Below are 18861 nucleotides of genomic sequence, written 5' to 3'. Positions count from 1 at the left end.
GCTGCCGCGGGCGGCCACGTTGCCGTTTCTGCTGACAGGGAAGATCCATGAATAATCAAACGCTGCAGTCGCCGATGCGCGATCAGGGCTTTGCCCGTCTCGGCGACTACGCGGCCATCGGTGAAGGCCGGTCGGTGGCGCTGATCGCGCCCGACGGCGCCATTGACTGGTGGTGCGCGCCCAACCTTGACTCCGCCCCGTTGTTTGACCGCCTGCTCGATCCCGTGATCGGCGGTTTTTTCCAGATCGAACCTGACGCTCCTTACCGTACCGAACGCGCCTACCGTGCTGACAGCAACGTGCTGGAAACCCGCTTTTTTACCGATGACGGCAGCGTGCTGCTGACCGAATCGCTGAACAGCACGCTGGCAGGCCGTCTGCCGTGGAGTGAGCTGGCGCGGCGCGTAGAAGGCGTTGAAGGCGAAGTGACACTGCGCCTGACGCTGCGCTTTGGCACCGTTGCCGAAACCCGCTCGCCGTGGCAGGACAGCACCGAACAGGGCGACGTCTACCACGTTGGCGATCTGCTGGCAATGCTGCGCACCAGCGAGGACTGGCAGATCGAACAGCGTGACGATGAGCAAATCTGCGCCACGCTACGCACCGCAGAGGGCAGTCGATCGCTGGTGGCGTTGCTGGTCACCGAACGCGAACCGCTGGCGGTGCCGCCGCTGGAGGCGATCGATACCCGCATCGAAACCAGCCATACCGCCTGGTGCGACTGGACCCGCAGCCTGAGCTATCAGGGGCGCTTTGCTGAGCACGTGCGCCGCTCGGCGCTGTCGCTGAAATTTTTATGGTATTCCCCCACCGGCGCGCTGGCGGCGGCAGCCACTACCTCGCTGCCGGAAGGCATTGGCGGAGAGAAGAATTATGACTACCGCTACGCATGGGTGCGCGATGCCTGTCTGATCATCAAAGCCTTTGTTTTTCTCGGTGCGCTGGAAGATTGTAAAGCGGCGTTCTCCTGGCTGTCGAAAACCATTATTCGCCACGGTACCGCGCTGCGCACCTGCTACACGCTGGAAGGCGACGAAGTGCCTGCCGAACGCTTCGTGCCGCTGCGTGGCTATCATCATTCCCAGCCGGTACGCGTGGGCAACAACGCCCGCGACCAGCTGCAGCTGAGCATGTACGGCGATATGCTGGCGACCGCCGAGTTGTTTATACGCGCCGGGCACGTGCTGGATTTAGCCACCTCGCGCATGCTGGGTGCGCTGGCCAATCACTGTGCCGATCGGTGGCGGCTGAAAGACAGCGGTATCTGGGAACTGCCGGAGCAGCAGCACTATACGCATTCAAAGATGGCCTGCTGGCTGGCCCTCGACCGTGCCGTGGCGCTGGCCGAAGCGCGCCACATTGAACCGACCTGGCTGAAACGCTGGCAGCGCGAGCGCGACCGCATCAGCAGCTGGATTGAAGCGCACTGCTGGAACGAAGAGAAACAGGCGTATGTGTTTTATCCCGATAGCAACGGCAGGCTGGACGCTGCGCTGGCGCTGGTGCATCCCTATGGCAGCCGCGTCAACCCGGCACGCATGCAGGCCACCTACCGTGCCATTGAGCAGGAACTGGGACACGGTAGCGCCATGCTGTATCGCTACAGCGGCACGGAACAGGAAGAGAGCACTTTTATCGCCTGCTCGTTCTGGCTGGTGGAAGCCTGGGCGGCGCTGGGCGAGACAACGCGTGCCGAAAGCGCTATGCAGCAGATCCTCGACAAGCTGTGCCAGCGCGGCAACGTGGAAACCTTCAATGAAATGTTCGACGTGCGCAGCGATGAGTGGCGCGGCAATATGCCGCAGGGCCTCAGTCATCTGGCGTTGATTTGCGCCGCACAGGCGCTGACCGATCATGGCTGAAATGCCCCGCCGGCTGGCGGGGCATGATGTTAACGCGAAGGTTGTGGCGCACGAAACACCAGCAGGATACCCGCCAGAATCGCCGCCATGCCCAGCAGGCTCAGCCACGGCAGTCGGTTACCCAGCAGCAGATAGTCGAGCAGCGCGGTAATTACCGGCACCAGATAAAACAGGCTGGTAACGTTAACGATACTGCCCGCACTCAGTAAGCGATACAGCAGCAGCTGGGCCACCACGGAGATCATCACGCCGAGGAACAGCGCGGCCAGCCAGAAATGCAGCGTGAAACTGACATAAACCGGTTTAACCGGCAGCAATAGCAGGCACAGCAGTAAACTCACGCCGTACTGCAGCGGCAGCACCTGCGCCGGATGCTGCGTCACCCGCTGCTGCATGATGGCACCGAAGGTCATGCACAGCAGCGCGGCCAGCGCAAACAGCACGCCGCTGAGCGGCAGCTGTGACGCCGCCAGACTACGCCACACCAGCAGTATCAGCCCCGCCAGCGCGACCGTTAAGCCCAGCAATCGCCTGCCCGGCAGACGCCGCTCCACCAGGCACAGCGTCAGAATAGGCTGGATGCCCATGATGGTGGCGATCAGCCCTGGCGTCACGCCCTCCGCCATCGCCTGGAAATAACACAGCGAATAAGCGCCGATTAACACCAGGCCGGTCAGCATCACGCGCGGGCGCGTACCGGGCTGCGGCAGCCAGCGGCGGCGAAACAGTCCCACCAGCAACAGCACGACCAGCGCGATGCTGAAACGCACCACCAGCAGTGCCAGCGGTGAGGCATTATCCAGCCCGAGACGCGAGAAAATGGCTGCGCTGCCCCACAGCAGCACAAAGCCTGACGTCGCTGCCTGCGAAGTCAGCGAAGAAGAAGAACGCATAGCATTGCTCCTGAAACAAACGTTGTTAGCGCGCTCGCTAAGCGAGGCGCAGAAAGTTCGATACTTAGCGAATCACAACGCGTGCCGGAGGTGGCGGGCAGCAAGGCGCATACAGGCGAAAGTCAGATGACGATGCGGAATCAGCAGAGAGTGTCATAAACGCGCCTGTAGCATGGGGTTGAGGCCAAACGTTAACAGATTGTTTACACCCTGTCATCCATTCAGCCGTTGCGGAAACACCTCACGCAGCCAGTCGATCAGCACCCGCAGGCGCTGGGTGAGGTGGCGGCTCTGCGGATAAACCACGTGGAACGGATAGTCGGACGGACGCCAGTCGGCGAGGATCTCCACCAGCCGTCCGGCCTGCAAATCCGCGGCCGCAGCGTAACGGAACGTCTGAATGATGCCCAGACCCGCCACCGCCGCGGCAAGGTGCGCGTTGCTCTCATTGACGCCAACGCGGTGCGCGGTCTTGATCTCGATTCGCTCTTCACCGTGGCGAAAGCGCAGCGGAAATGCGCGCCCGCTCTGCGGCGACAGATAGCTGATGATGCGGTGGCCATTGTTCAGCTCCTGCGGATAGGCCGGAATGCCGTAGGTCCGCAGATAGCCGGGCGTGGCACAGGTGATCATTTGCGCATTGCCTAAGTGCCGTGCCACCAGTGACGAATCGCTCAGCGGACCGCCGCGCACTACGCAGTCCACGTTATCACTGATGAGATCCACGGTACGATCGGACACGCCAAGGTCCAGGGTGATGTCGGGAAACCTGGCGACGAAATCGGGCAGCGCCGGCAGCAGCACATCACGCGCCGTTGAACCGCCGATATCGATACGCAGCTGACCGCGCGGCTTTGCCGTGACGCTATTGAACGCACAATCGATATCTTCGAGATCGCGCACGATGCGCAGCGCCCGCTCGTAGTAATCGCGCCCTTCTGCCGTCACCGTGACCCGGCGCGTGGTGCGCTGCAACAGGCGCACGCCGAGATGCGCTTCCAGCTCCTGCACCAGCTTACTCAGGGTGGCGTTAGGCATATCCAGTGAATTGGCCGCCCGGGTAAAGTTGCCTGCCTCAACCACGCGGGCAAACGCCCGGATTGCCAGCAATTGATCCATTGTCGCACCAATCTGATTATCCACCCAGAGAAATAGTCCTTTCGATTTTACACCATTTATCCGTAAAAGCGGCAGCGCTACAGTGCACTTCAGCGACGGCAAGGCCGTCACCATTTAACCTGCTCAACTGTGGAGTACGTACTATGAACCTGATTCTTCAAGACAAAATTGCTTTAGTGACCGGCGGCACCTCCGGTATTGGCCTCGCCACCGCCCAGGAATTGGCTGCACAGGGCGCACGCGTGTTTATCACCGGTCGTCGTCAGGCTGAGCTGGATGCGGCCGTCGCCAGCATCGGCGCCAGCGCCACCGGCATTCGCGCCGATGCGGCACAGTTAAGCGATCTCGACGCCGTCTATGCGCAGATTGCGCGCCAGGCCGGCCGGCTGGATATCCTGTTTGCCAACGCCGGTGGCGGCGACATGCTGCCGCTGGGGGCCATCACAGAAGAACATTTTGATCGTATCTTCAGCACCAACGTCCGCGGCGTGCTGTTCACCGTGCAGAAAGCGCTGCCGCTGCTGAGCGATAAGGCGTCGGTGATTCTCACCGGCTCCACCGCCGCGATTCAGGGTACGCCGGGCTTCAGCGTCTACAGCGCCAGTAAAGCGGCGGTGCGTAACTTTGCCCGCTCGTGGGCGCTGGATGTGAAAGACCGCGGCATCCGCATTAACGTGGTGAGCCCCGGCCCGGTGCAGACGCCAGGCTTAGGCGGACTGGTGCCGGAAGATCAGCGCCAGGGGCTGTTCGATGCGCTGGCCGCACAGGTGCCGCTCGGTCGTCTGGGTGAGCCAGGAGAGATTGGCAAGGTGGTGGCGTTTCTCGCCTCCGACGCCGCCAGCTTCATCAACGCCGCCGAACTGTTTGTCGATGGCGGTATGGCGCAGGTGTAAGCGGGTGTTGTACCGGTGCGCCGCCTGGCGCACCGGCTTTCTGCCTGAAGCATGGCTGCGGTTACCGCAGCGAATGCTCACCTGCTACCGCAGCCGGCTCGCCTGCGGTGAGCTGCTGCTCCAGCTGCTCCAGCGATATGCCTTTGGTCTCCGGCACGCGACGCAGCACAAAGACAAAGCCCGCCGCACAAATCACGCCATACAGCATAAAGCTGCCCGCTGCACCGAGTCCGGCATTGAGGATGGGAAAGGTGTAGGTCAGTACAAAACAGGCAATCCACAGCGCCAGCGTGGCGACCGACATCGCCAGACCGCGAATCCGGTTGGGGAAAATTTCCGCCAGCAGCACCCAGGTGACCGGCGCCAGCGTCAGCGCATAAACCGCAATCGCCGCCAGTACCAGAATCAGCACCGGCCAGCCGGTGATGCCCAGCGTGTAGGCACCGGCAATCAGTGCATAACACAGCGTCAGTCCTCCGGCGCCGATCAGCATCAGTTTGCGGCGACCGAGCCGATCCACCAGCGGCAGTGCCAGCACTGTTGCCAGCAAATTGATCAGGCCGGTGGCCACGATCGACTTCAGCGTACCGTTGATATCGAAACCAGCCGAAGCAAAAATCTCCTGCGCATAGTTGAAAATCACGTTGATACCGCACCACTGCTGGAAAATCGCCAGCACGATGCCGGTGATGACAATTGGCAGCGTGCGCGGTGCCAGCAGCGAGCCGGCGCGGGCACGCGTTTGCTGGCGATCCTGTTCCAGCGCGCGGGCAATCTCGCGCTGCGTCTGCTGCGCATAAGCAGGCGAACCAATTTTATTCAGCATCGCCAGCGCGCGCTGCGGCTGGCCCGCCAGCATCAGCCAGCGCGGTGATTCCGGCACCCACATCATCAGCAGCAGAAATGCCAGCGACGGCACGGCGGCCGAGGCGAACATCCAGCGCCAGCCAACCTGACCGTTCCAGGTTTCACGCAGCGCCGCATGGGTTGATGCGCCGACGACCGGATCGGCAATCATCAGGTTGATCAGCTGCGCCGCCAGCACGCCAATGACGATTGTCAGCTGGTTAACCGCGACAAACTTGCCGCGCTTGTCTGCCGGGCTGATCTCCGCGATGTACATCGGGCTGAGCGCCGAGGCAATACCAATGCCGACGCCGCCGAGAATGCGCCACCAGACAAACAGCGTAAAGCTGCTGGCCAGCGCGGTGCCGATCGCCGACACCACAAACAGCAGTGCGGCGACAATCAGCGGCAGCCGCCGCCCCAGCTTGTCCGCTGACCAGCCGGACACCAGCGCGCCAAACACGCAGCCCACCAGCGCCGAGCTCATCGCCCAGCCGGATGCCGCCGGATCGGTGACGTTGAACCAGGCCTCATAGAAGGGTTTGGCCCCGCCAATCACCACCCAGTCATAGCCAAACAGCAAACCGCCGCAGGCAGCCACCAGACAGATGCTCCACACGTAACGCATATTCAGATGTTGATGATTGTTCACGGCCACTCTCCACACCAGGGTCAAAGTGCGGCTATCTCACCACCGATACCGCAGGGTGAAAGTTCAGGCCCTCACAGATTTTAGTAACAGGAGTTTAGTAAACTACGCCGTACCGGGATCGGCCTCGACATAGAGATAACCGATGCCGAGGACCTGACGCGCGCGGTCAAGCTGACCAAAATGCACGTTGGTGGCTTTGCTTTTCAGCGCATCGCGCGGATCGAAGGGGTTGAAATCAATCTGGTGCACGATGGTCTGCAGCCAGCTCTCACCAAAAGTACAGCTGCGACCGTACAGCCAGATTTGATTGATATTCAGCGTATTAAGGAAATTGTACAGACTCATGCCGATGGCTTCCGCGCTGCGCTGCGCCCACTCGACGATCCACGGCTCGCCGGCCTGCCAGGCGGTCAGCAGCTGACGGCTGGTGGGCTGCACCGCCTGCGGCGCGCGCTGATGCGCCAGCCGCTTCAGCGTGCTGAGCGAGGCGACCGTCTCCAGGCAGCCCTGCCGTCCACAGTTACAGCGCTCCCCGTGCGGATCAATAATGGTGTGGCCAATCTGCCCGCTGCCGTACAGGTTGCCGCGAAAGATCTCACCGTTGATGACAAATGATGAGCCGATGCCGTAATCGACATTGATGACGCAGAATTCGGCCAGCGCATTGCGGTTCAGCCACTTTTCCGCCAGCGCCAGCATCACGCAGTCGTTATCGACGCGGACGTCAACCGCCAGCTTCTCCTCCAGCAGAAACTTCAACTGCAGCGGGCTGCGCCACGCCGCCTGCGGCATATGCTGCGAGACACCGGTTATCGGATCGACCTGCCCGTGCACCGCCAGCGCCAGATTAATCTGCCGCTTCGGCCAGCGTTTACAGGTCGCGCGCCACACCGTTTCAATCTCCGCCAGCAGCTGCTCTGGCGTCTGCGCGTTGATGCTGATTTGCTGATAGTCGCCCTGCGCCACCAGCTGCGAATCCGCCAGCTGCAGTTCAATGCTGGTCGGCTTGACGCACAGGCACAGCGTCCACGCGCCTTGCGCTGGCAATTGAAAACTGCCGTTGCTGTTGCCGCGCGTGCTCAGCGTGGCGCTGGAGTGCTGCACGTGGCCCTGCTCCAGCAGCTCCTGCAAAATCTTGCTGGCTGCCGGTATGGTCAGGCCGCTGAGCTGCGCCAGCTGCGATTTGCTCAGACGTTTATGACGCCACATCAGCTGCATAAACAGCGCTTTATTGTGCTTACGCACCTGGAAATTATTCAGTCCGACGGTTTTCACGCGGCCTCCTTTCGCTTCATCCGCGCTCATCTTACTAAACAGTGTTTACTGACTTCTGTGATGGTTGCGCCATCCTGCGCGCCTGCCGTGCTTTAGAGTCCCTGCTCATAACAACCCGTTCGCGCTATCCCGGTAAAAAACGTTCTGATAATGCCGGGCGAACGCTTTATCTGGCTGTGCTGACACCAACCCTACAGAGAAAACATAATGACAACATCACCTGCAACCCATCCGTGGCTGATCCGCCTCGGCATTCCGCCCGCGCTGGCCTGGGGCTATCTGGCGGTCCTGCTGTTTATGATTGGCGACGGCGTCGAGTCCAACTATCTCGCGCCCTATCTGCACGAAAACGGCTTTTCCCTGAATATCGCTGCATGGGTAATCGCCTTTTACGGCGTCACCGTCACGCTGGGCTCATGGCTGGCCGGTTCGCTGTCAACGCTGATTGGCCCGCGTAAAGTGATGCTGGCGGGCGGCCTGATCTGGATTGTGTTTGAAGTGCTGTTCCTGGCCGTGGCGCTGCCGTCGCACAGCGTGCTGCTGCTGGCACTAACCTATGGCCTGCGCGGCGTGGCTTACCCGATGTTTGCCTACGCCTTTCTGGTGTGGATTCAGTCGGCGGCCCCGGCGGAGATGCGCGGCTCCGCCACCGGCTGGTTCTGGCTGGCATTTACCGGCGGGCTGCCGACGCTCGGTTCGCTGGTAGCGATCTTCTCTATCCGCCTGGTGGGCGAATACGCCACCTTCTGGTTGTCGCTGGGTCTGGTGGCGATCGGTCTGCTGGTGATGCTGCTGGCGCTGAAAGAGCGCAGCGGTTATCAGTCGCTGCTGGATGCCGAACATCGTCAGCAGGGCTCGCTGCGCACGCTGATGGGCGGCATCGATATTCTGTGGCGTGAGCCGCGCATCACAGCCGCGGCAGTGGTGCGCATCATCAACACCACGCCCTATTTCGGCTTCTTTATTTTTCTGCCGGGCTTTTTCACCGAACAGATTGGCTTTTCCCAGACCGAATACCTCAGCCTGATCACCATCATGGGAATGGTGGGCATGAGCTTTAATCCGATCGTTGGCAAGCTGAGCGACCGCATCGGCTGGCGCAAAGTGCTGACGGTGTTCGGCGGCCTGGGTTCCGGCGTCTCGATGCTGCTGATGTACTTTGTGCCGCAGTGGAGTCACGGCAGCTTTGTGCTCAGCGTGATCTGCGCCTGCCTGTACGGCATCACGCTGTGCGGCTACGTGCCCGCCGCCGCGCTGTTCTCCTCGCTGTGCCAGCCGAAGGATAAAGGTAACGCCATGGCGATTTACTGCTTCGCCGCCGGCTTGTCCACTTTCTTTGGACCGGCGCTGTACGGCGCAATCAATGCGCTGCTCGGCACACTCGGGGTGGTTTGGGGCTACGCCTTCCTGTATCTGGTGAGTGCGTTTATCTCGTGGCGTTATCTGCTCAGTCCGCTCGATCCGGGCGAGCAGCACAACCCGGCGGCGCAGCGCCTGCGCCGGTTAGATTCCATCGCATCGGAGTAAACGGAGCGTTATGAAAGAGTACGATTACATTGTGGTGGGCGGCGGGAGCGCGGGCTGTATCGTTGCCGCGCGCCTGGTCAGCGAAGGAAATGCGCGCGTGTTGCTGCTGGAGGCCGGGCGCGACGAATACCATCCGGTGCTGAAAATGCCCGCCGGCTATATGAAGTTTCTCGCCAGCGACCGGTTTCTGACGATGCATCAAACCGAAGCGCAGCCGCAGCTCAACGGACGCGGCGTGATCGTGCCGCAGGCCAAAGTGCTGGGCGGCGGTTCGACTGTCAACGCCATGGTCTACATGCGCGGCCATAAACAGGATTACGCCGACTGGAACCAGGCGCTGGGCGATCAGGGCATCGACTGGTCGTGGGAGGCGCTGCTGCCGCACTTTACCGCCATCGAAGATAACGATCACCTCGGCGCACCCAATCACGGCGTTGGCGGTCCGATGAAGGTGTCGCATCTCGGCCATTTCAGTCCGCTGAGCCGCGCCTATGTCAAAACTCTGCAAGGGCTGGGTATTCCCTACACGCCGGATTTTAACAGCGGCAATCCGTCTGGCGTCGGCTTCATGCAGCACACCATCGACGGTCAGACGCGGCAGCGCTGCAGCGTGGTCGATGCGTTTATCAACCCGCTGCGCCATGACGCACGGCTGACGCTGGTTACTGGTGCACAGGTTGAAGAAGTGCTGTTTGACGGCACCCGTGCCAGCGGCGTGCGCTATCGTCAGGATGGCCAGCCGCAACAGGCGCGCGCCAGCCGCGAAGTGATTCTGGCTGCCGGTGCCTACCAGACGCCAAAACTGCTGATGCTCTCTGGCATCGGTCCGCAGGAGCAGCTGAAACAGCACGGCATAGCCGTGCGCCATGCCTTGCCGGGCGTGGGTAAAAACCTGCAGGACCATTACGAAGTGCCGGTGGTTGCCAGCACGCGCGGTGCGTTTGGCTACTACGGTCAGGATCGCGGCTGGCCGATGGTCAAAGCCGGACTGCAATATCTGTTGTTCAAAAGCGGCCCGGTGACCACCACCGGCGTGGAAACCTGCGCCTTTTTCGATCCGCTCGATTTCACGGCAACGCCCACCATTCAGATGTTCTGCGTGCCGACGGTCTATCTCGATCGCGATGTGATGGGTGCCGATCCCGGTGACGGTGTCACGGTGAACTCCCTGCTGCTGCGCCCGAAAGCCACTGGTGAAGTGACGCTACGCGATAACAACGCCAGCAGCCTGCCGGTGATCGATACGCAGATTTTCGGCCATCCGGACGATCTAGCGCGCACCCTCGCCGGCTTTCGCTTTGCGCGTCAGGTGCTGGCGGCCGCGCCCATCCGCGAGATGGTCGATCAGGAGATCTTCCCTGGTGCGGAAGTCACCAGTGATGAAGCGATTGGCGCCCACTGCCGGCGCATGGTGAAAACCGGCTATCACCCGGTCGGCACCTGCCGCATGGGACACGATGACGATCCGCTGGCGGTGCTGCACGACGACCTGCGCGTGCGCGGCGTACAGCGGCTGCGCGTGGTGGATGCCTCGATGATGCCGAATATTATCAGTGGCAACACCAATGCGGTGGTGATGGCCGTGGCGCATCGCGCTGCGGAGCTGGTTCTGCAGTCGCAGATTGTTGAGCACAAGGAGGCCGTGTATGAGTGACAAACTGGCGCGCCTGCAACAGGCGCTGGCGCACTGGCAGCTGGATGCGGTATTGCTGACGCGCCGCGATAACATCGCCTGGCTGACCGACGGGGCCAGCTATTATGTAGTGGATCGCGCCGAGACTGGCGTTGCCAGCCTGCTGATTGGCCGCGACAGCGTGCTGCTGCTGGCACCGGACAATGAGCTACCGCGCATTCTGGCCGAAGAGCCGCTGCCGTTCAGCTGTGCGACCCGGCACTATCCGTGGTACAAGTCGCTGAGCAGCGTGCTGCCGGCGGGCAATATCGGCAGCGATACGCCCATGGCAGGATTGAGCGATATCCAGCCGCAGATGATCACGCTGCGCCAGGGGCTGAGCGCAGCGGAACAGCAGCGCTTTCGCACGCTGGGACAGGAGACGGCGCAGGTTGTCGAAACGGTGGCGCGCCAGCTGCGCGCGGGCGTTAGCGAATGGCAGGTCGAAGCCGACATTGCCGCCGGCTGTCTGGCGCGCGGCATTCGCCCGATGTGCACGCTGGTGGCCGCCGATGAGCGCATCGCCGCATTTAAACATCCGGTGCCGACGCACAAAACGCTGCAGCGCATGATGCTGATCACCCTCGGTGCCGAACGGCACGGTTTGCATGTCAGCCTGACGCGCCTGGTGCATCTCGGCGAACCCGACCCGGCGCTGCGCCAGCGCATTTTGACGCTGGCGGAGATCCACGCCGATATGCTGTATGCCACTCAGGCGCAGCGCAGCTGGTCAGCGGTTTTTGCCGACATCACTCAGGCTTATCAACGCCACGGTCACGCTGAGGCGTGGCGCGATCATCATCAGGGCGGTCCGGCCGGTTACGGCTGCCGCGACTGGATTATCACCCCGGAGAGTCGAGGCGAGGTGCAGCCCGACATCGCCGTGGCGTGGAACCCGACGCTGAGCGGCGTGAAAAGCGAAGACACTTTTTTGCTCAGCCGCAGCGGACTGTCGCCGCTCACGCGCAGCGACAGCTGGCCGCTGATTCGCCTGCAGCGCGGTGATAATACCTTAGAGCTGGCCGACTGGCTGATTCTCCCGACATCCTCATAAGGAAGCGACTATGTCCCCACGTTTAGCCAATAAAACCGCCATCATTACCGGTGCCGGCAGCGGCATCGGCAGCGCCATCGCCACCCTGTTTGCACGCGAAGGCGCCCGCCTGGCGCTGTTCGATCGCGACGCACACAGCAGCGAAGCGCTGGCGGCGCAGCTGCAGCAGCAGTCCGGCCAGCGCTGTCTGGCCTGCGCAGCCGATGTCACGCAGCCGCAGCAGGTTAGCCGCGCGGTACAGCAGGCGCAGCAGGCGCTGGGGGATATTGATATCCTGATCAACTGCGCTGGCGTAAACGTTTTTCGCGATCCGCTGACGCTGGACGAGGATGACTGGCAGCGCTGCATGGACACCAATCTGAAAGGACCTTACAACCTGATACGCAGCGTCCTGCCGGCGATGCTGGCCCGTCAGTACGGCAACATCGTTAACGTTGCCTCGGTGCACGGGCACAAAATCATTCCAGGCGCGTTCCCTTATCCGGTGGCTAAACACGGGCTGATCGGCCTGACGCGATCCCTGGGCGTGGAGTACGCCGCGCAGGGCATCCGCGTAAACAGTATTTCGCCCGGTTTGATCATGACGCCAGCCGCTGAAGCCTGGCTGGCGAGCTGTCCGGATCCGCAGGCCGAGCGCGCGCATCAGGCGGCGCTGTTACCGTGTAAACGCATTGGCGAGCCGGATGAAGTGGCCTACACCGCGCTGTTTCTCGCCAGCGACGAGGCGCGTTTTATCAATGCCACCGATATCCTGATCGACGGCGGCCGCAGCCAGATGTATCACGAGTAAAGCGGAAGCACGGGTTACGGATGCACGCGCCGGCAATGATCGGCACCGGCCGCCACCGGATGGGCGGCGATATCAGCGCGGTCGGCGCGGATTGTCGCAGTATCGACGTCAAAGCGCTTGTCGCGGTCAGCCAGCAGCGCCGGATTGAGCTGGCCGTCGGCGGTAAAGCCCATCATCAGCGTCGGCGCGCCCAGCGGCAGCGTTTTATCGCGGTCGGTATGCCAGGTGTGCCAGGTTTTTCCGTAGGTGTTGACGATTTTGCTCATCAGCGCGTGCTCCGCGGCCGGCGGCAGGCCGGGCGCAATCAGCGTACCGGATTTCACTTCATAGCGATGGCTGTGCCAGTACTGCTTTTCCTGCGCCGGCAGCTGCTTAAATAAACGTTCGCTGATGATATATTCCACGCCCATTAATTTGGCGTCTTTTTTGTTACCGTCAAAAATAACCGCCTGCATCACATCATCATTAAGAATGGTGACGTAGTGATGGGCCTCCATCTGCCCCTGCTGATTTCCGCAGTAATAATGAAAACCATCCAGATACGTATTGATCGCCTCAATCGGCGGCCGCGACTGCAACGCCGCCGCCCCGCTCTCCAGCAGCGCGGTTTTCCCCGCCTCCGGCGCACCAGGTGCCGTAACCGGCGAGGCGCTGTTATTCGCGCCACAGCCGGATAATAACAATAACGCCAGCGCGCTAAATACACGGTTTCGCATTTCATCACCCCATTCTTATATTGAGTGATAAACATAGTTAATCAGCGTCAGGACGCGAGCGCAGCGGGAACACTATCAGGCGGCGGATTAAAACTGCCACGCGGTAAATAACCAACCATTCAGCTGGCCGCCGATTCAGTGATGAATGTGTCGGTCATTGTTAGCAGACTGACAGGCTGTGAGGCGAAGCTGGAGGGTGGGTGAATAAGTTTCGTGAGTGAACAGACGATTCCGCTATCATGAGTGAACGCTCATAAAACAAGGCTGCACTGATGAGAGAGTTACCGCCTACCGCCATGCTGCGCGCGTTTGAAGTGGCGACGCGCCATCCGACCTTTACCGCCGCGGCTGAAGAGCTGTTTATCACCCAAAGCGCCGTCAGCCATCAGCTCAAAAACCTGGAAGAGATCTGGGGCGTGCAGCTGTTTCAGCGCGGCAAAACGCTGAGTCTGACGCCGGCCGGTGCGGCGCTGGCACCGATCGTGCGCGAGTTTTTCAGTAATCTGGAAACTACCTTAGCCGACTTACGCGAGCAGAAAGGCCGCGTGCGGCTGCGCGTGAATACCACCTACTCGTTTGCGCTGAAGTGGCTGTTGCCACGCCTGCCGGGCCTGACGCGCCAGCACCCGGAAATTCTGGTAACGCTGGAAAGCACCGATGATGCCATCACCTTCTCGCGCCAGGATTCTGATGTGGCGATCCGCTTTGGCCATGGCAATTATCCGGCGCTGCACAGCGAATTTATGTTTCGTGAACAGCTGTTTCCGGTCGCCAGCCCGGCGCTGCTGCAGCGCTTCGGCACGCCGCAGGAACCGGCAGAACTGCTGCGCTACCCGCTGCTGATGCGTGATGGCGCCGATCTGGTGCCAAAGTGGGAGATCTGGTTTAAACAGGTCGGCCTGACGCTGGATGCCTTACAGGAGAGCGTACGTTTTGCCGACACCAATATGACGCTGGAAGCCGCGCTGCTGGGGCAAGGCGTGGCGCTGGCGCGCAGCGGTCATGTTGAAAAAGAGCTGCGCGACGGCAGCCTGGTGCGGCTGTTCAACGTCGCGTTTTCCTCGCCCGCCGCCTACTATTTCGTCTGTCCGCAGGGTATTGAAAGCCAGCCGCACATCGTTGATTTTCGACGCTGGCTGCTCGCCGAATCACGTCAGGCGCAGCAGGATTATCAGTGAAGTATGAGTATTTACTCATAGCGCAATGATAAATCTTCGCTTTCCAATCCTTTTGCGGCTGCATAGCATCAGCCTATGCCTGATTACATTATTGTCTTAACGCTGTGCGCCGCGCTGCTGCACGCCAGTTGGAACACTTTACTGCGCGGCGGATCCGATCGCCTGTGGTCGATGACCATTATGTGCGTGGCGATCGCGCTGGTGTGTGCGCTCAGTACGCTGTTTCTGCCGCTGCCGGCGCGCGCCAGCTGGAAATATGCGCTGCTGTCGGCGCTGCTGCACGTCGGCTATAACCTGTGCCTGGTGCGCAGCTACCAGAGCGGCGATCTCGGCCAGACCTATCCGATTGCGCGCGGATCGTCTCCGCTGCTGGTGACCTGCGCCGCCGCGCTGTTTGCCGGCGAGCACATCGCCTTTACTACGCTGTGCGGCATCGTGCTGGTGTCCGCTGGCATTGTGTCGCTGGCGCTGCGCGGCGGCAAACTGGCGCTGCCGGGCCTGCGCTACACGCTGGCGACCGGTGCCTTTATCGCCGCGTACAGCGTGGTGGACGGCATGGGCGTGCGCGTTGCCGGCAATGCGTTTGCGTATACCGCGTGGATGTGCAGCTTGTGGGGCATATTAATGCCGGCGGTCTACATCGCGCTGCGCGACAGCAAAAGCCTGCTGCAGTGGCGACCGGGCGTGCTGAGCGCCGCGGCGGGTGGCCTGGTTTCGCTGCTTGCCTACGGCATCATCATTTACGCCATGACGGCAGCGCCGATGGGCGCGGTGTCGGCGCTGCGTGAAACCAGCGTGCTGTTTGCCGCCGTGCTGGGCGCGCTGTTTCTCGGTGAAGCATTAACGGTAAGAAAAATGCTGGCGTGTGCGGTGATTGCACTCGGCACGCTGATGATCGGTTAAGCGATGAGGAGATGGCAGCATGTCTGAACGTTGTAAAATCGCCCTGCTGGGCCCCGGTGCAATTGGTACCACCGTCGCAGCGGTACTGCATGAAGCCGGGCGCACCCCGCTGCTGTGCGGCCGCACGGCCCATGCCCAGTTAACGCTGCGCCACGATGCGGGCGAAATCAGCGTGCCCGGTCCGGTATTGCATGATGCCTCGCAGGTTACTCAACGCTGCGATTTGCTGTTCGTGGCGGTTAAAACCACCCAGGTCGCGGACAGCGCCGCGTGGCTGGCCACCCTGTGTGATGAAAAAACCGTGGTGTGCGCGCTGCAAAATGGCGTCGAGCAGCAGAGCCAGCTGGCGCCTTACGTCAACGGCGCCACGGTATTACCTTCGGTGGTGTGGTTTCCGGCGCAGCGCGAGCCGGATGCGTCAGTCTGGCTGCGCGCCCAGCCTCGCCTGACCTTGCCGGATGTGCCGCAGGCCGCGCGCGTAGTGGATGCGCTACGCGATACGCGCTGTGAGGTGGCACTGGCCGCGGATTTTCTCTCCATCGCCTGGCGCAAGCTGTTACAAAATGCCGTCGCCGGTTTGATGGTGCTGGCCAACCGTCGCGCCGGCATGTTTAGCCGCGGCGATATCACGCAGCTGGGATTAGCCTATTTACAGGAGTGCCTGACGGTGGCACGCGCGGCCGGCGCGGTGCTCGACGACAGCGTGCCGCAGGAAATTATTGATGGCTTTCATCGCGCGCCGCCCGATCTGAGCACCTCGATCCTGGCCGATCGCCAGGCCAACCGCCCGCTGGAGTGGGATACCCGCAATGGTGTGGTACAGCGCTATGGCCGTCAGCATGCTATTGCTACGCCGATTAGCGATGTCGTGGTGCCGCTGCTGGCAGCGGGCAGCGAAGGGCCGGGCTGATAAAATAGGTTGCCTGACGCGCGGGGAGAAACAGCTATGCTGCGAATTGTTTATACAACGGCCAGGTTTTGATCGCGGCGCAATGTGTTGCGCGATAAATAGGATGCGATGTTCAGCTGATTTAAACCATCGCCTTCCCGGCATAATCACGATGACGGCAACGGGACGCGCTTATGACAGATTACGTTTTTTACCGCAAACAACAGGTTATCGCCACGCTGGAACGATCGGATGTGGAACGTGCCCGGTTGCTGATGGCGGACGGTTACAGCAAGATGGATGAAGAAATTAATGCAGCCAGCGCGCAGGCGGCGCTGCGGCGGCTGGCTGATATTCGCCATGAGGAGCACATGACCGAACACGCTTTTGCCACCGGTTCGGTATTCAGCGCGGTGGTCAGCGCCCTGTTCAGACACTGATGTTATGCGCCAAACGCCCCATCAATGGTGTGCATGGCACCGGTGACGAAACCGGCTTCGGGTCCTGCCAGCCACGCCACCATGCCAGCCACCTCTTCAGAACGGCCATGGCGTTTAATGGCCATGAAGCTGTGCATCAGATCTTTCATCGGACCATTTTCCGGATTGGCATCGGTATCAATCGGGCCCGGTTGCACCACGTTGATGGTGATGCCGCGCGGGCCGAAATCCCGCGCCAGGCCGCGCGCCAGCCCCTGTAAAGCGGATTTACTTAGCGCATAAGACGCCATACCGGGAATTGGCATACGGTCGCCATTGACCGAACCGATAATGATGATGCGGCCGCCGGCTGGCATCTGTCGGGCGGCTTCAACCGCAGCATGATACGGCGCGTGAATGTTAATGCGGAACAGGCGATCGACCGCGTCCGGATCCTGTTCCAGCGCATCGCCAAACAGGGCGATACCAGCATTAACCACCAGCACATCCAGCGGTCCACTGTCGCGCACGGTAGCAATCACCGCATCGCGCTCTGAGCTGTCGGTATGAACGGCAGCCGAACCGGTTTCGTGCGCCAGTTTTTCGGCGGCCTCAGGCGAACCGGAGAAGGTGAAGGTCACGCTGGCATCCTCATCAGCAAAGCGACGCACGATAGCCGCACCAATACCGCGACTGCCGCCCAGAACCAGAACCTGCTTATCTTTAAATACGCTCATTTGCATCTCCACGTGTGATTTCTTAGTATGCATTACAAAATGAGCCCGAATTAATGTCAATGCGATTTTGTAGCGAGCACTATAAAATATGAAATCACCTGGTCGTCCCCGTAACTTTGACCCCGAACACGCCGTAGCAGTCGCGCAGGGGTTATTCCATGCCAAAGGTTATGACGCCGTCAGCGTCGCCGATGTCACTGACGCGCTGGGCATCAACCCGCCGAGCTTTTACAGCGCGTTCGGTAATAAGGCCGGATTGTATGCCCGCGTTCTCGATCGCTACGCCGCTACCGGCTCGATTCCCCTGGCTGAGATACTGCGCGACGACCGCCCGGTGGCCGAAGCCCTCGATGCATTACTGAAAGCGGCGGCGCTGCACTATGCCCGGGATGAGGTGTGTGCGGGTTGTCTGGTGCTGGAAGGAATTCGCTGTCAGGATCAGCAGGCGCGCGAGGCGGCCAGAGTGTTTCATCGCGCCGCTGAGGATACCATCCGGCGCTACATCGCCGTCCGCTATCCGCAGGAGGCACAGCGCCTGACCGATTTTGTCAGTACCGTGATGTCCGGACTTTCTGCCAGAGCGCGTCAGGGTCACAGCGTTGAGCAACTGCTGGCCAGCGCGGAGCTGGCGGGTCTGGCGGTGGTTGCAGCCCTTGAGGCGTGACCGCTTTTCAGCGATGTTCTGACTGCGAAGTGATGCCGGTTAACTGGCTGAGTCGGTGTCCGCCACCGACCGCTGGAACATGCGCATAATGCCGCCAAGATGCCAGTGCAGAAGTTCCAGCGCCTGTTCATCCTCGTAATTAGTTAACCGCGCCACGATCGCTTCATGATCGTTTTGCGAACCCTGAAACTCATCCGGCGTGCGCGTCAGGTGATTGAGAAAGGCGCGAATGCGGTTGATGCTGGTTTTGTAAAAACCGACCAGCTCGCTGTTCTGGCTGGCTTCAATCAGTGCCATATGAAACGCCGCATCGGTTTCGCGGTAGGTCTCCGGCGCGTTTTGTAATGCATCGCGCCCACGCGCCAGCTGTTCGTTCAGGCGCGCGATCAGCGCCTGACGATCGTGTTGCAGCGCCAGCTTTAATGCGCCTGACTCCAGAATCTGCCGCATCTCACAGGTTTCGCGCATCTCCCGCTCATTAAACGAAAACACAAAAGTGCCGCGCTGCGGGATAATTTGCACCAGACGCTCCATCTCCAGCTTTTGCAGCGCCGCTCTTACCGGCGTCCGGCTCACGTTAAGCTGGGTGGCAATGTCGTTCTCGGAAATTAATGCACCGGGTGCAATCTGGCAATTCACGATCAGATCCCGAATATGATCGGCCAGAATGCTGCTCAATGACTGCGGGCGGAGGATGTTTTTCGATGACCAGTCAATGATGAGTTTATCGGCGGGCATAGCGTGGCGAGCGTCCTTTAAACAGCGAGCATTT

18 protein-coding genes are annotated in these 18861 nt (G+C 60.9%); 11 read left to right on the top strand and 7 right to left on the bottom strand.

Annotated elements, in window-relative coordinates:
- Positions 1 to 47 precede the first annotated feature (47 nt).
- Positions 48 to 1862, top strand: coding sequence for a glycoside hydrolase family 15 protein (locus K7H94_RS19535; RefSeq protein WP_222952309.1), 1815 nt, complete (start codon positions 48 to 50; stop codon positions 1860 to 1862).
- A 29-nt stretch (positions 1863 to 1891) separates the two neighbouring features.
- On the opposite strand, the gene K7H94_RS19530 is transcribed toward K7H94_RS19535, so the two are convergent.
- Both K7H94_RS19530 and K7H94_RS19525 read right to left on the bottom strand, forming a co-directional pair.
- The gene (locus K7H94_RS19530; RefSeq protein ID WP_222952308.1) at positions 1892 to 2755 is read right to left on the bottom strand and encodes a DMT family transporter; all 864 of its coding nucleotides are present in this window, start codon (positions 2753 to 2755) and stop codon (positions 1892 to 1894) included.
- Between the two features lie 213 nt (positions 2756 to 2968).
- Complete coding sequence (locus K7H94_RS19525; protein WP_222952383.1) at positions 2969 to 3874, bottom strand: LysR family transcriptional regulator; 906 nt, start codon at positions 3872 to 3874, stop codon at positions 2969 to 2971.
- 143 nt (positions 3875 to 4017) lie between these two features.
- Here K7H94_RS19525 and K7H94_RS19520 point away from each other — a divergent pair, with 143 nt between their 5' ends.
- Positions 4018 to 4767: an SDR family oxidoreductase gene (locus K7H94_RS19520; protein ID WP_222952307.1), complete on the top strand. Its 750-nt coding sequence runs from the start codon at positions 4018 to 4020 to the stop codon at positions 4765 to 4767.
- 61 nt (positions 4768 to 4828) lie between these two features.
- Here K7H94_RS19520 and K7H94_RS19515 read toward each other — a convergent pair whose 3' ends face one another.
- Positions 4829 to 6265 carry a sugar porter family MFS transporter gene (locus tag K7H94_RS19515; RefSeq protein WP_159377504.1) on the bottom strand — a complete coding sequence of 479 codons (1437 nt, stop codon included), beginning with the start codon at positions 6263 to 6265 and terminating at the stop codon, positions 4829 to 4831.
- 102 nt (positions 6266 to 6367) lie between these two features.
- On the bottom strand, positions 6368 to 7540 hold the full coding sequence (locus K7H94_RS19510; RefSeq protein ID WP_222952306.1) for an ROK family protein: 1173 nt from the start codon (positions 7538 to 7540) through the stop codon (positions 6368 to 6370).
- A 207-nt stretch (positions 7541 to 7747) separates the two neighbouring features.
- Between K7H94_RS19510 and K7H94_RS19505 the strand changes: the two genes are divergently transcribed.
- From K7H94_RS19505 to K7H94_RS19490, 4 genes are read left to right on the top strand one after another with little or no spacing between them, the layout of a single operon-like run.
- A complete protein-coding gene (locus K7H94_RS19505) occupies positions 7748 to 9067 on the top strand; it encodes an MFS transporter (RefSeq protein ID WP_222952305.1) in 1320 nt (439 codons plus the stop codon).
- Positions 9068 to 9077: 10 nt separating this feature from the next.
- Positions 9078 to 10721, top strand: a complete 1644-nt coding sequence (locus K7H94_RS19500) for a GMC family oxidoreductase (protein ID WP_222952304.1) — start codon at positions 9078 to 9080, stop codon at positions 10719 to 10721.
- Positions 10714 to 11793, top strand: a complete 1080-nt coding sequence (locus K7H94_RS19495; RefSeq protein WP_222952303.1) for a M24 family metallopeptidase — start codon at positions 10714 to 10716, stop codon at positions 11791 to 11793. The genes K7H94_RS19500 and K7H94_RS19495 overlap by 8 nt, the downstream gene beginning before the upstream one ends.
- Positions 11794 to 11803: 10 nt before the next feature.
- Entirely contained in the window at positions 11804 to 12583 is a 780-nt protein-coding gene (locus K7H94_RS19490; protein WP_141496072.1) for an SDR family oxidoreductase, read from the top strand.
- 14 nt (positions 12584 to 12597) lie between these two features.
- On the opposite strand, the gene K7H94_RS19485 is transcribed toward K7H94_RS19490, so the two are convergent.
- On the bottom strand, positions 12598 to 13299 hold the full coding sequence (locus K7H94_RS19485; protein ID WP_136548303.1) for an OBAP family protein: 702 nt from the start codon (positions 13297 to 13299) through the stop codon (positions 12598 to 12600).
- A 272-nt stretch (positions 13300 to 13571) separates the two neighbouring features.
- On the opposite strand from K7H94_RS19485, the gene gcvA reads away from it, so the two are divergent.
- The 4 genes from gcvA (at position 13572) to K7H94_RS19465 (ending at position 16709) form a co-directional block, all read left to right on the top strand.
- Positions 13572 to 14477, top strand: coding sequence for a transcriptional regulator GcvA (gcvA, locus tag K7H94_RS19480; protein ID WP_222952302.1), 906 nt, complete (start codon positions 13572 to 13574; stop codon positions 14475 to 14477).
- 75 nt (positions 14478 to 14552) lie between these two features.
- Positions 14553 to 15380: a DMT family transporter gene (locus tag K7H94_RS19475; RefSeq protein WP_104093550.1), complete on the top strand. Its 828-nt coding sequence runs from the start codon at positions 14553 to 14555 to the stop codon at positions 15378 to 15380.
- A 19-nt stretch (positions 15381 to 15399) separates the two neighbouring features.
- Positions 15400 to 16290 (top strand): oxidoreductase, encoded by an 891-nt coding sequence (locus K7H94_RS19470; RefSeq protein WP_222952301.1) that lies wholly within the window; start codon positions 15400 to 15402, stop codon positions 16288 to 16290.
- Positions 16291 to 16463: 173 nt separating this feature from the next.
- Positions 16464 to 16709, top strand: coding sequence for a hypothetical protein (locus K7H94_RS19465; RefSeq protein WP_159377511.1), 246 nt, complete (start codon positions 16464 to 16466; stop codon positions 16707 to 16709).
- 2 nt (positions 16710 to 16711) lie between these two features.
- Here K7H94_RS19465 and bdcA read toward each other — a convergent pair whose 3' ends face one another.
- A complete protein-coding gene (bdcA, locus tag K7H94_RS19460) occupies positions 16712 to 17425 on the bottom strand; it encodes an SDR family oxidoreductase (RefSeq protein ID WP_222952300.1) in 714 nt (237 codons plus the stop codon).
- A gap of 88 nt (positions 17426 to 17513) precedes the next feature.
- Here bdcA and K7H94_RS19455 point away from each other — a divergent pair, with 88 nt between their 5' ends.
- Complete coding sequence (locus K7H94_RS19455; RefSeq protein WP_222952299.1) at positions 17514 to 18089, top strand: TetR/AcrR family transcriptional regulator; 576 nt, start codon at positions 17514 to 17516, stop codon at positions 18087 to 18089.
- Between the two features lie 39 nt (positions 18090 to 18128).
- Here the strand turns inward: K7H94_RS19455 and K7H94_RS19450 are convergent, their stop codons facing one another.
- Positions 18129 to 18827 carry a GntR family transcriptional regulator gene (locus tag K7H94_RS19450; RefSeq protein WP_058758854.1) on the bottom strand — a complete coding sequence of 233 codons (699 nt, stop codon included), beginning with the start codon at positions 18825 to 18827 and terminating at the stop codon, positions 18129 to 18131.
- Positions 18828 to 18861 lie beyond the last annotated feature (34 nt).

Origin of the sequence: Pantoea dispersa, assembly GCF_019890955.1 — a bacterium.
GTDB classification, from domain to species: domain Bacteria; phylum Pseudomonadota; class Gammaproteobacteria; order Enterobacterales; family Enterobacteriaceae; genus Pantoea; species Pantoea dispersa.
The sequence above is the reverse complement of the archived record's forward strand: the minus strand, read 5'-3'. Positions and strand labels throughout refer to the sequence as shown.